This is a genomic window from Pseudomonas sp. DrBHI1, assembly GCF_002205115.1.
GTDB lineage: Bacteria > Pseudomonadota > Gammaproteobacteria > Pseudomonadales > Pseudomonadaceae > Aquipseudomonas > Aquipseudomonas mosselii.
This window is the reverse complement of record NZ_NIBE01000009.1, coordinates 1-12,476: the sequence shown is the minus strand read 5'-3', so window position 1 is coordinate 12,476 and position 12,476 is coordinate 1. Positions and strand designations below refer to the sequence as shown.

Here is a 12,476-nt window from a genome sequence, read left to right as displayed (position 1 = left end):
AGGAAACGTCCTACAACGACGAACGTGCAACAGTGTTCACAAACGAGAAGGCTCAGGTTGGACAGATGAGCTTGTCAGGATTGATATCGACACTGAACAAGAAAGCGTTGTCATAGCCCGTATAGAAATGTTCCTGGCGGAACTTGAACCTGCGCATGGCCTCGAGAAACTCTGGCTCCTTGCAGGCCAGGCGCTCCAACCCCGCGCGCACGCGCGCCTCCATCTTCGACTTGCGCTCCCACGGCAGGCTGCTGGAGGCCATGTCGACCTGATAGCGGTAGGCGATCGTGTCGCCGGAGATGATATCGATCCTTTCCAGCCGGGTCAGTGCGTCGACCTGCCTGGGTAGGGTGCTGTTCAGATGAAGCACGTTCTCGACCCACTGGGCTCGCTGCGCAACCCGCTGCTCCTCGGCTTTGAGCGCGTAAAAACGCCCAGCCAGCATGAGCACGAGGGTTGCGCCAATGGACAGGTAGAAGTTGCGCAGGCTGCGCGGCTTTTTCGGTGCCAGTTTCATCAACATCAGGTTTTCTCTTCCTGTAAACGAAAACGCCCCTGGCAGACCAGAGGCGATCGTGAAGATAAACGAAGAAGGGAGCCAGTTACGACTCCCTTCGTCAGCGACAGTTTTTATTGCCGTGCGACAGTCTTAATTCTCAGAAACCACCTGTGTCAGGAAAATAAACATTGTCACGGCCCCCCTTGGATTTCAGGGCCTCCAAGGAAAACCGTTCAGGCTTGAGCGAAACAAAGGTTGTCACAGCCAGGGCTCGGATCAAAAAAACTGCCACGACTGAAAGAAATAAAGGTTGTCACAAACCAGTAATGAGTAGATCGAGGCTCCTGTTTCGTGTGACGCGGGCTTCGCGCGCGGTAATCAGGGCGAAAGAGCAACGCTTACCGGCAGCCCCCGTAGGGGGCGGGACACGCATTCTGCCTAGGGATAGGGGAGGATGGACTATTTTTTAGTTGGAAGCCTCCCCCACTGGTGCATCTGCGAAAAGGGCAACCAAGGCTGAGCGTTCCTGCGGCTGATCAGAGCATGCCCCGCTGCTGGCTAATGGCAGACATCAGACCGATCAACTGCATCCGGCTTGAAAGTTCATTTTTGTCGCTCACCGCCGCCAGGCAGCTCCTTCGAAGCGGGTCCTTGGATAGAGCCGTACCTGAGCAAAGCGGTCTTAATTGTGGCAACCCCCAAAGTGTTGCCTAGGAGCTGCCTCGATTGTCCTACGGCCCCTCCATGAGATGCTTACTCTTTCCGGATTTCAACAATCGTTGCCGCACTGCCCTCCATCCGGAAGTCGAACGCCACCTTGTCCCCCACCTTCAGTCCTTCAAGCTGCTGCGCGGTCGCCTTGAACCCCATGGTCATCGCTGGCCATTTCAACGCGACCACTGGTCCGTGTGCCAAGGTGACCTTGCCCTGATCGAGATCGATGGTTTTGATCGTACCCTCCGCGTGGGCGACCGGTGCCGCTTGCTCGGCCTTCATCTGCATGTCCTTCATGCCTGCCATGCTGTCCTGGGCCTGTGCACCAGCCGCGAAAGCCAACATCAGTACAGCGCCGAGATAGACGTTTTTCATCGGGTTTCTCCTAGTTTGGAATTATTAGTTACTGCGAGATTACGGCGCCGGACTAACCAATACGCCGCAGGAACAATGAACAGAGAGAGCAAGGGGGCAGAGAGCATGCCGCCCACCATGGGCACGGCGATGCGACTCATTACTTCGCTGCCGGTACCATCACTCCAGAGAATTGGCAGCAGGCCTGCGACGATCACCGCCACAGTCATCGCCTTGGGTCTGATGCGTTGCACCGCACCCTCACGGATCGCTTCCAGTAGCGCCAGTTGCGTGCGCTCACTATTGGACTGTCGCTCGGTCCATGCGTTGTTCAGGTAGATGAGCATAATCACCCCGAACTCCGCCGCGACCCCAGCCAGGGCGATAAAGCCCACGCCGGTGGCCACCGACAAATTGAAGCCCATCAGGTACAGCAGCCACACGCCGCCAGTAAGGGCAAAAGGTAAAGTGCCCATGATCAGTAGCGCCTCGCTGAGGCGGCCGAATGTCAGATAGAGCAGCACGAAGATGATCACCAGTGTCGCCGGTATCACCCAGGCCAGACGTGCGTTGGCGCGCTCCAGGTACTCGAACTGGCCGGAATAGCTCAGGCTCATGCCAGGATCGAGCTTCACCTCGCGACTCACCACCTGGCGCAGGTCGGCGACCACAGAGGACAGATCACGACCTCGCACGTCGATGTATACCCAACCGGATGGGCGGGCATTCTCGCTCTTGAGCATCGGAGGACCTTCCGTGATGCGCACATGGGCCACGGTGCCGAGAGTGATCTGGCCGCCTTGCGCGGTGTAGATCGGCAGTTGGCGCAAGGCTTCGACCGAGTCGCGCCATTCGCGGGGGTAGCGCACGCTGATCGGGTAGCGCGCCAGGCCCTCGACCGTCTCGCCGATGGTCTCGCCACCAATGGCACCGGCAACGATGGACTGCACGTCGGCAATGTTCAGGCCATATCGAGATGCAGTCTCGCGGTCGACGTCGAGATCGATGTAACGGCCGCCGGTCAAACGTTCGGCCAGTGCAGAGGTCACACCGGGCACGGTTTTGGCGGCTCGCTCGATGGCCTGGGTCGTGCGGTCGATCTGCGTCAGGTCGCTTCCCGCCACTTTCACGCCAATCGGGCTCTTGATGCCGGTAGCCAGCATGTCGATACGATTACGGATCGGTGGAATCCAGATGTTGGTCAGGCCCGGTATCCGCACCGTACGGTCGAGTTCCTCAATCAGCTTTTCGGTGGTCAGGCCCGGACGCCACTGATCTTTCGGCTTGAGCCGCACGATGGTTTCGAACATCTCCAGCGGCGCCGGGTCGGTCGCTGATTCGGCTCGGCCAGCCTTGCCGAACACGCTGGCGACCTCGGGCACGGTACGGATCAGCCGGTCGGTGCGTTGCAACAGCTCCGAGGCCTTTTGCGCCGACAGGCCTGGCAGGGCCGAGGGCATGTACAGCAGGTCACCTTCGTCCAGCGGTGGTAGGAATTCCCCACCCAGCTGGCTCAATGGCCACAGGCTGCTGAACAAGATCGCCAGCGCGCCAACCAGTGTCATCCAGGGCCAGCGCAGCACCACTTCCAACGCAGGCCGATACAGACGGATTAGACCACGGTTGAGCGGGTTACGTTCCTCTGCTGGCAGAGGGCCGCGAATCCAGTAGCCCATCAGCACGGGTACCAGGGTCACCGCCAGCCCTGCCGCGGCTGCCATGGCGTAGGTCTTGGTGAACGCCAGGGGAGCGAACAGTCGTCCCTCCTGGGCCTGCAAGGTGAACACCGGGATGAACGACAAGGTGATGATCATCAGGCTGAAGAATAGCGCCGGCCCCACTTCGACCGCCGCCTCGGTCATCACTTTCCAGTGCTGCTCGCCGCGCAGCGACATCCCTGGGTTGCGTGCATGCCAGGCTTCCACTCGCTTGTGCGCATTCTCGATCATCACCACGGCAGCATCGACCATCGCACCGATGGCGATGGCGATACCGCCAAGCGACATGATGTTGGCGTTGATGCCTTGATGGCGCATGACAATCAGAGCGATCAGTACCCCTACCGGTAGCGAGACGATTGCCACCAGCGACGAACGCAGGTGCCAGAGAAACGCCGCACACACCAGCGCTACCACAATAAATTCCTCGATCAGCTTGTGGCTGAGGTTGTCCACTGCCCGGTCAATCAGCTGGCTGCGATCATAGGTCGTGACAATCTCCACGCCCTTGGGCAGGCTCTTTTTCAGCGCTTCAAGCTTGTCCTTGACGTGGGCAATGGCCTCCCTGGCGTTTTTGCCACTGCGCAGAATCACCACACCGCCAACGGCCTCGCCCTGACCATCCAGCTCACCGATACCCCGACGCGCTTCTGGGCCAAGTTGCACCGTGGCGACATCGCCGAGTGTCACCGGCGCACCGTTGGTGGCCAGGCGCAGGGGAATGGCGCGGAAGTCGTTCAACGTCTTCAGGTACCCTGACGCCCGCACCATGAACTCGGCTTCGCCATGTTCCAGCACGCCGCCACCGGTTTCCTGGTTGGCCTTTCCGATAGCGTCCGACACCTCCCCTTGGGTGATGCCCAGGCTGGCCATCCGCAGCGGATCAAGCACCACCTGATACTGCTTGACCATGCCGCCGATGCTCGCCACTTCAGCGACATCCGGCAAGGTCTTGAGCTCGAAGCGCAGGAACCAGTCTTGCAGGCTGCGCAATTGCGCCAAGTCATGCCCGCCACTGCGGTCGACCAACGCGTACTGATAGATCCAACCCACGCCGGTGGCGTCCGGCCCGAGCACCGGCTTTGCCGACGCCGGCAAGCGCGACTGCACCTGGCTCAGGTACTCCAGTACCCGCGAGCGTGCCCAGTACAGGTCGGTGCCGTCCTCGAACAGCACGTAGACAAAGCTGTCACCGAAGGCCGAGAAGCCGCGCACGGTCTTGGCCCCCGGTACCGAGAGCATGGTGGTTGTCAGCGGGTAGGTGACCTGGTTTTCGACGATCTGTGGCGCCTGACCCGGGTAGGAGGTACGGATTATCACTTGCACGTCCGACAGGTCCGGCAGTGCATCGATCGGCAGGCTGCGCAGCGAGAACACGCCCCAGGCCACCAGGAACAGTGTGGCGAGCAGCACCAGCACTCGGTTGCCCACCGACCAGCGAATCAGTTTCGCGATCATGGTTGACTCTCCAGCGCATTGATCTGCTCGATCACCATGCCCTCATCCCGCTCGCGAACTCCGAAGCGAATACGTTGGCCCAACTTCAGCCCGACAATCAGCGTGGGATCAGACACGGGGAAGGTCATGGTCATGCCAGGCATGCCCAGGGTGAGGAAGGGACCGTGAGCGATCGTCAGCTGATTGCCCTCGATCTGCACGATACGTCCGTCTGCCTCATGCAGTGCTGGCAGTGCTGGCAGTGCTGGTGCAGGTGGGGATTCCTGCGTGGTCATGGCCTCAATACCCTTGAGGCTGGCTTCAGAGTCGATGAGGAACTGACCCGATGTCACCACCCGCTGGCCTGACTGCAGCCCTTGCAGCACGGCAACCTGGCCGCCGCTCTCTTGACCCAGCACCACTTCCACTGGGCGGAAACGGCCTTGGTCTTCGGCCAGCATCACCAGATCACGTTTGCCGGTGCGGATGACTGCTTCGGCGGGCACTAGCAGTGTGGTATCGGTTTGCCCGGCTGGATGCAGGACGACCTGGGCGGACATCCCCGGCCGCAGCCGGCCGTCGGGATTGGGTAGCTCGATACGCAGGCGCAAAGTACGGCTTTGCGGGTTGGCGTCTGCAAGCAAAGCGGTCAGCTTGCCCGGCACGGCTTCACCTGGATAGGCGGGTAAATGCGCCTGCACTGCCTGCCCCTCGTGCAGGCCCTGGGCCTGCGCCTCCGGCACTGCGGCTTCGAGCCAGACGTTGGCCACACCATTGATCCGCGCCAGGGTAGCCCCCGGCACCACGCTCATGCCCGGACGCAGGTCCAGCGTTTGGATCACCCCGGCGCTTGGTGCTAGCAGCGTGACAAGGTTCTGTACCTTGCCAATGCGCGCGACCCGCTCGATGAGCTCGGCAGGCATTCCGGCCAACAATAAGCGTTGGCGGGCTGCGGCCTGCAGTTCGCCATCGCCCAAGCGCCGCACTGCCAGATATTCCTCCTGCAATCCTGACCATTCAGGGGTCAAGACATCGGCCAGCGGTGCGCCCTTGGCCACGATATCGCCCGTGGCTCGGCCATAGGTGCGGTCGACGAATCCTGCGGTCCGTGCTTGCAGCACACTGAAATCTCGCTCGTCGAAGGCCAGCACACCACTAACCTGCAGCGTGCGTTCGAGGCGGCCCTGGGCCACTGTCGTGAGCCGCACGCCGAGGTTCTGCTGTATACCCGTGGTGATCTGTACCGCAGGCTCTGCTTGATCCTGTGTGCCATCGGCATATTTGGCGACCAATGGCATGTCCATGAAAGGTGACTTACCAGGCTCAGAGAAGTGCTGTTGAGGGTACATCGGGTCATACCAGTACAACGCTTTGCGTTGTTCTGGTGTCGGCGCCAGTCCACTTTGGGCCTGTTGAGCCAGCCAATAGCCCGCACCACCGCCTATGGCCAGTGCGAGCGTTGCGATCAATCCTATCGACATAGGTCTCATGCCCGAACCTCTCCATATGCGAAGTGCAAGCGCGCCGCTGTCGCGGCTAATTGCCCTTGCAGGTCGATATCCTGTAGCCGGGCCTCGACCCGCTGGCGTCGTGCCGCAAGCACCTCACTCAATGTCGACTTTCCCGCCCGGTAGTCCGCCAGTGCCAGGCGAACCCGGTCCTCGGCGAGGGGCAATAGGGTCTCGCGGCTACGGGTCACTGCCCGCTGCAGGCGCTGGTATTCCGCCAGATCTGACTCCAACCGCTCGGTATGTTCACGCAGCGCAGCCTCTTGCTCGTCTTCCAGCTGGCGCACCTCAGCTTGCCGCGCAGCGATCGTTGGGTCTTGGCGAGAGCCTGTGAACAGCGGCAACTGGAAACTGACTTGCACGCTGACCATGTTGCTAAAGTCCGGACCACGACGCTGGTAATCCAATTGCCAGCCCCAATCCGACTTTTTCTCGGCGACCGCCTGATGAACCTGTGCTTCGGCTTCACGGGTCTTGGCGCCGTAGGCCGCCAGTTCGGGATGCGCGTGCAGGGCGTGCAGGTATTCCGGTGCTTTCACTGGCCACTGCGGAAAAGCCGGTGCTTGTGCATCCACGTCCTGTCCGACCCAGCGCTTGAGTGCCGCTCTTGCCTGGGCCGCCTGGCTCATTAGCAGGTCCTTTTGTTCATCCAGCTGTGCTACTTCCTGGCTCGGCGCAAGCGCATCGGCCGACGAACCGCCCCCGCCGGCCAGACGGGCCCTCACGGCGGAAGCCAGCAGGCGGTTTTCCTTGTAGAACTCATCGAACTGTTGCAGCTTGCGTTGCACCGTGTAGGTGGCCACCCAAGCCTGCGCCGTCGCCGCGCGCACCTTCAAACGCTCGAAGACAGCTTCGGCATCAGCGCGTTCGACTGTGGCCCGTGCTGTCTCGACCCGTGCTTTGCGCTTGTCGCGGTTGGGCACCTCTTGAGAAAGCCCGACCACTTGCATGGTCATGAAGTCTCGGTTGGTGCTCCAGCGATCGCTGCCCTCGATCGGTAGATTCTGTACCCCGAGGTTAAGCCGCGGATCGGGTAGTTCACCCGCTGGCACGATGGAGTGACGCGCCGCCGACACCTGCTCCTGGCGTGCCTGAAGTGAAGGCGCATTACGCTCAGCCAATTGCAGCGCATCATCCAGAGAAAGCGAAGCCGCCTGCGCCGATAGCATCGGTAGCAGGACTATCAGGGCAGCCGGAAGTATCCGTCCTGAAGTGAAACGTAGGGGAGTCATGACCATGATTCCTCGAAAAACCAGCGCACAGGCGCATGCCATCGTTCGGCCGCCAAGGCAGAACAACGGGTGTGAGGTTTACGAAGGAATCAGGCGCGCGGAGGACGCCAGTGATCTGGCGGCGCTCGAGTTACCAGGCTTACGGCATAAGCATCCGCAGGGGGCGCAGTAGAGAAGGTCAGCTGGGGTTCGAGCAAGCGGACTTGGAGTGTGCTCGCGGTTCTACATTCTTGGCCGACTTTGCAAGCTTTGGAGGCGTGCTGGGAAGACTTCCCTTGGTCCTGGTCCTGACAACAGTCGTGCTCCATGCCCGCCATCATTTCCATGTCCATCTCCTGCATTGGGCAGGGCTCGATGGGCGAGTCAATTCCCGCCATCCCGTTGAGGGGAAGCGATAGAACGAGCAGCAGGATGGTGAGCAGTCGTACAAAGCGGATCATAGTGATCGAGTGTAGGTTAAATCGATTAGCCCGGCATTAATGGTGGGCACGATCATTCATCGGCCGCGTCCTGGTAGGAAATGCAATGTGGAATGCAGTCTCACCGTCCTCCGAAGCGCACCATATCCGTCCGTTGTGTGCTTCGACAATGGAACGGGTTATCGCAAGGCCGAGTCCGGCATTGCTGGGCCCCCCTTCCCGTCTTGCCGGATCGGCCCTGTAGAAGCGGTCAAAGATTTTCTTGGCATGCTCTGGAGCAATTGGCCCCCCCCCATTTCGAGTAGTGAGGGTCACGGTGTCAGCGGTTTCCTGGATCTCTACTGAGATTGAGCTTCCTTCAGGGGTGTACCGCATAGCATTCGACAAGATGTTGGAAAGGGCACGGTCGATCATGAGTGTGTCCCCAGAGACAACCCCCTCTCCTTGGAGGTTTAGCTGTATACCCCGATCCTCAGCCACCAATTGGTAGTAGTCGAAGAGCTTAGCCACTAGCTTTTCGAGTTTGATATCAACTTGCTCAGGAATGATGAGGCCATTGTCGGCTTTGGCGAGGAAAAGCATGTCATCGATCATTCGAGACATTCGCTTCAGTTCCTCTAGATTCGAGTACAGGTTCTCCTCGTACGCCACCACATCACGTTTTTTGGTAAGCACTACCTCGGTGTGCGTCAGTAAATTACTCACTGGCGTTCTTAGCTCATGTGCGATATCGGCCGAAAAATTGGATAGACGAATGAATGCGTCTTCCAGACGTGCAAGCATCCCGTTGAAAGACAAGATCATTTCCTGAAGTTCAAGGGGCACAGGCTCCAAAGGGATGCGCTCTTGGAGTGATCTCGCGGACATGGAGGTCGCAACCTTTGTTATCTGCTCCACGGGACGCAAGCCACTTTTTGCAACCACCCACCCCAATGCCGCGCTGACCAATGCGCTAATGACCAAGCCGATACTGAACCACCGTTGCAGCGTTTCAAAGAAGTGAGCATGGCTAGTGACATCCAGCATCAGCATGACGGTACCCAGGGCTGGATCGCCTTGGATCTGAACGCGAGAGGTTACACCACGGAAATTATGGGAACTGTCTTGCCACTCCCACATATTGTCCTTTCCCGCCACCTTGTATCGGTCGGGGATTAGGGTGGTTTTGAGATCAGAAAAAAGTACGCCGCCATCCGAGGTGAGAATTTCCGCCGTCAAATCTTGGTGTGCGCCCAGCAGCGCGCGCAGTTGTTCTCGCAGCTCCTCTTGCCTCGTCCCTGGTGTTTGAATTGACAGGATGTGCCTTGTCGACTCCAGTTTCTCGGACAGTGCCTGCTCATCAAGCATGCGAAAGTGATGCTGGCTTAACATGTTGACGCTGATGCCTGCGACCACCAGTACCGAAATGACCGCGAACATGATCATGAGGGTCAGACGCTTGACCAGCGAGGATTGGGACAGCATCACTCTGGCTCATCCATCATGTAACCCATTCCACGGGCGGTATGAATGAGCTTCTGAGCGAAATCGTCATCGATCTTTGCACGTAGGCGGCGAATTGCTACCTCAATCACGTTCGTGTCGCTGTCGAAGTTCATGTCCCAAACCTGGGAGGCAATCAAGGACTTGGGCAGCACTTCGCCGCGTCGGCGCATCAGCAGCTCAAGAAGAGAGAATTCTTTGGCAGTCAGATCGATTCGCTTGCCGCTTCGGGTGGCTCTGCGCTTGAGTAGGTCTACCTCAAGGTCTGCCATCTTCATGGTGGTTTGGGCTGAGGCACTGGTTCCCCGGCGTAGTAATGTTCGTACCCGAGCTAGCAATTCAGAGAAGGCGAAGGGCTTGATCAGATAGTCATCGGCGCCCAGTTCAAGGCCCTTCACTCGATCGTCCACTCCATCCCGAGCGGTCAGGAACAAGACCGGGACGTCCTTACCTGCAGCACGAACCATCCGCAGGACTTCCCACCCGTCCAAGCCCGGCATCATGACGTCGAGGATCAACAGGTCGTAGCTCTCACTCAGTGCATTTTGAAGTGCGTCGGTACCCGAGAGGACTCGGTCAACGGTGAAACCTGCCTCTGCCAGGCCCTGCTGCAAGTAGGCTCCCGTTTTCGGCTCATCCTCAGCTACGAGTAATTTCATGTGCTCCAACCCCAAAGGTGTACATGCCCAGTTTGCAGCAAAAACACCACCTAACCAGAACCTGACGCAAAAGTAATTTAGGCATCAGGCCGCTGTCAGGCAGCCCCGTCTACGGTCATTCATGACAGGCATTTCAATCGATCCTGTCTGTCATTTAGCGGTAGCAGTGACCCTGACAACCTGATGGAGATCGTCCTGTGAAATCGCTCAAACCCATGATTCTTGCTACAGCTATGCTGATATCGTCAGCTGCGTTTGCTGAAGGTGGAAGCGACCGCGCACTTGAAAGAATTCAGTCACTTCGAGACAAGGCCGAAGCTGTGTTGATCAAGGCGGAGAAAGCCGACCCCAGCCAACGGCACGTTCATATGAAAGAACACATGTCTATGCTTCAGGATTTGATGAGCCAATTGCATCAAGACCACCCCAAAGCCGGCATGTCAAAGGATGAGCATCTCGTGTGGATGGAGAAACACGACAAGATGGTAGATGACGTCCTTGGTCAGATGGTTCGTGAACACCAGCTCATGATGGCGGACAAGGAATGTCATCCATAATCCATTCTTCGTGGCCGTTCCCCAGTGCTCCTTGGCCTTGCGGCGCCCAACCGGCGCCGTTTTTTTGGGTGACGCGTGGCTGCAGTTTTCCTTGGTCAGCCTCTCGAAAGGTCCGGAACAGATGAGGTTCCTTGGACCCTAGAAGCTGACAGATCTGTAACGTCGAGCTCAGCTACCTGAAAGCGAGGCGGGGCTATTGTTGACTCCAAGCCTACCCAATGGGCCTCCAACTGACTGCAGAGAGACTAGGAATGAACATGGTGAAAGCGCTTGTGATGATGATCACTTTTGGTTTGGCTGGCGTTGCCCTAGCTGAAGGTGGTGCCGACCGCACTTTTGCAAGGATGGAGACAGCTCGCCAATCGTCTATGCAGGCCTATCAGATCGCGCAGCAGAAGAAGGACACCGTCCCAGTTGCTGCTAAGCACCGAGAGACCAAACACGAGAATTGCTGAGTCGAGCTTACAGAAATGTAATCACTCACGAATCTTTTGTGTGGCAGCTTCAGAGTGCTCGTTCCCGCCGCATCTTGTGTATGAAATTCACAAAGCTTGCGGGAATTCTAAGGAAACGGGGTGCTGCGGCTTCGCGCAGGCCCGGATATCAGCGAATTACCTGACTCACTGGACACTACGGCATGCAAAGCAAAACCACGAGACGATCCTTCGTTAAAGGCTTGGCCGCCACTGGATTATTGGGTGGATTGGGCATGTGGCGCACGCCGGTATGGGCCGTGACCAGCCCTGGCCAAGCTAACGTGCTGACAGGGAACGATTTTGATCTGTATATCGGTGAGCTGCCAGTCAATATTACCGGAGCTGCTCGCACGGCAATGGCGATCAACGGCTCACTGCCCGGTCCCATTCTTCGTTGGCGCGAAGGTGACACTGTCACCCTTAGGGTTCGAAACCGTTTGCAGCAGGACACATCTATCCATTGGCACGGCATCATTCTGCCGGCAAACATGGATGGTGTCCCAGGCCTAAGTTTCCATGGCATCGCACCCGATGGCATGTATGAGTACAAGTTCAAGGTCCATCAGAACGGTACCTACTGGTACCACAGCCATTCTGGTCTTCAGGAGCAGATCGGAGTGTACGGCGCATTGGTCATCGATGCGAAGGAGCCCGAGCCGTTCACCTACGAGCGAGACTACGTCGTGCTGCTCAGCGATTGGACGGACGAGGACCCTGCCAGAGTACTGTCCAAGCTCAAAAAGCAGTCGGACTACTACAACTTCCATAAGCGGACGGTTGGCGACTTCGTCAATGACGTCAGTGAGATGGGTTGGTCAGCAGCAGTAGCGGATCGGAAAATGTGGGCTGAGATGAAAATGAGCCCCACTGATTTGGCCGACGTTAGTGGCTATACCTACACCTATCTCATGAATGGCCAGGCTCCGGACGGTAACTGGACGGGCATCTTCCAGCCGGGCGAAAAGATTCGTCTGCGCTTCATCAACGCATCCGCCATGACGTACTTCGATGTCCGGATCCCTGGTTTGAAAATGACTGTAGTTGCGGCCGATGGGCAGCATGTCAAGCCGGTGAACGTGGATGAATTCAGAATTGCAGTAGCCGAAACCTTCGATGTCATCGTCGAACCAGACGATGCACAGGCTTACACCATTTTTGCGCAATCCATGGATCGTACTGGTTACTCCAGAGGCACCCTGGCCGTGCGCGAAGGTATGCAAGCACCAGTACCAGCCGTTGATCCACGCCCTCTAATCTCGATGAGCGATATGGGCATGGATCACGGCAGTATGGGTGGGATGGACCATGGAAGCATGGCCGGCATGGACCATAGCAAGATGGCCGGGATGGGCCAGGACAGCATGGCTGGCATGGACCACAGCAAGATGGCCGGGATGGGCCAGGACAGCATGGCTGGCATG

Annotated in this window: 10 protein-coding genes; 3 read left to right on the top strand and 7 right to left on the bottom strand. The window is 58.3% G+C overall.

From position 1 onward, the window contains the following. Window positions 1–52: 52 nt before the first annotated feature. From CC207_RS01305 to CC207_RS01270, 7 genes are all read right to left on the bottom strand, one after another. A complete protein-coding gene (locus CC207_RS01305) occupies window positions 53–523 on the bottom strand; it encodes a hypothetical protein (RefSeq protein ID WP_028690014.1) in 471 nt (156 codons plus the stop codon). 729 nt (window positions 524–1,252) lie between these two features. Further along, the gene (locus CC207_RS01300; protein ID WP_088851457.1) at window positions 1,253–1,588 is read right to left on the bottom strand and encodes a copper-binding protein; all 336 of its coding nucleotides are present in this window, start codon (window positions 1,586–1,588) and stop codon (window positions 1,253–1,255) included. Continuing rightward, window positions 1,585–4,743, bottom strand: a complete 3,159-nt coding sequence (locus CC207_RS01295) for an efflux RND transporter permease subunit (protein WP_088851456.1) — start codon at window positions 4,741–4,743, stop codon at window positions 1,585–1,587. Before CC207_RS01295 ends, CC207_RS01300 begins: the two co-directional genes overlap by 4 nt. Further along, a complete protein-coding gene (locus CC207_RS01290) occupies window positions 4,740–6,212 on the bottom strand; it encodes an efflux RND transporter periplasmic adaptor subunit (RefSeq protein WP_088851455.1) in 1,473 nt (490 codons plus the stop codon). The genes CC207_RS01295 and CC207_RS01290 overlap by 4 nt, the downstream gene beginning before the upstream one ends. Beyond that, the gene (locus tag CC207_RS01285) at window positions 6,209–7,462 is read right to left on the bottom strand and encodes a TolC family protein (protein ID WP_088851454.1); all 1,254 of its coding nucleotides are present in this window, start codon (window positions 7,460–7,462) and stop codon (window positions 6,209–6,211) included. Before CC207_RS01285 ends, CC207_RS01290 begins: the two co-directional genes overlap by 4 nt. Window positions 7,463–7,938: 476 nt before the next feature. Beyond that, window positions 7,939–9,345, bottom strand: coding sequence for a heavy metal sensor histidine kinase (locus CC207_RS01275; protein WP_088851453.1), 1,407 nt, complete (start codon window positions 9,343–9,345; stop codon window positions 7,939–7,941). Beyond that, window positions 9,345–10,022, bottom strand: a complete 678-nt coding sequence (locus CC207_RS01270; RefSeq protein ID WP_023628542.1) for a heavy metal response regulator transcription factor — start codon at window positions 10,020–10,022, stop codon at window positions 9,345–9,347. Before CC207_RS01270 ends, CC207_RS01275 begins: the two co-directional genes overlap by 1 nt. Before the next feature lie 197 nt (window positions 10,023–10,219). On the opposite strand from CC207_RS01270, the gene CC207_RS01265 reads away from it, so the two are divergent. The 3 genes from CC207_RS01265 to CC207_RS01255 form a co-directional block, all read left to right on the top strand. Then, window positions 10,220–10,579 carry a co-regulatory protein PtrA N-terminal domain-containing protein gene (locus tag CC207_RS01265; protein WP_049274248.1) on the top strand — a complete coding sequence of 120 codons (360 nt, stop codon included), beginning with the start codon at window positions 10,220–10,222 and terminating at the stop codon, window positions 10,577–10,579. A gap of 251 nt (window positions 10,580–10,830) precedes the next feature. Beyond that, entirely contained in the window at window positions 10,831–11,034 is a 204-nt protein-coding gene (locus CC207_RS01260; protein ID WP_031314397.1) for a co-regulatory protein PtrA N-terminal domain-containing protein, read from the top strand. Window positions 11,035–11,216: 182 nt separating this feature from the next. Next, window positions 11,217–12,476: copper resistance system multicopper oxidase (locus CC207_RS01255; RefSeq protein WP_143496043.1), on the top strand; the 1,260-nt coding region annotated here is incomplete at its 3' end.

Coding starts and splice junctions, on each gene's coding strand:
- CC207_RS01305 (WP_028690014.1), bottom strand. CDS start 523: ATGTTGATGAAACTGGCACCGAAAAAGCCGCGCAGCCTGCGCAACTTC.
- CC207_RS01300 (WP_088851457.1), bottom strand. CDS start 1,588: ATGAAAAACGTCTATCTCGGCGCTGTACTGATGTTGGCTTTCGCGGCT.
- CC207_RS01295 (WP_088851456.1), bottom strand. CDS start 4,743: ATGATCGCGAAACTGATTCGCTGGTCGGTGGGCAACCGAGTGCTGGTG.
- CC207_RS01290 (WP_088851455.1), bottom strand. CDS start 6,212: ATGAGACCTATGTCGATAGGATTGATCGCAACGCTCGCACTGGCCATA.
- CC207_RS01285 (WP_088851454.1), bottom strand. CDS start 7,462: ATGACTCCCCTACGTTTCACTTCAGGACGGATACTTCCGGCTGCCCTG.
- CC207_RS01275 (WP_088851453.1), bottom strand. CDS start 9,345: ATGCTGTCCCAATCCTCGCTGGTCAAGCGTCTGACCCTCATGATCATG.
- CC207_RS01270 (WP_023628542.1), bottom strand. CDS start 10,022: ATGAAATTACTCGTAGCTGAGGATGAGCCGAAAACGGGAGCCTACTTG.
- CC207_RS01260 (WP_031314397.1), top strand. CDS start 10,831: ATGAACATGGTGAAAGCGCTTGTGATGATGATCACTTTTGGTTTGGCT.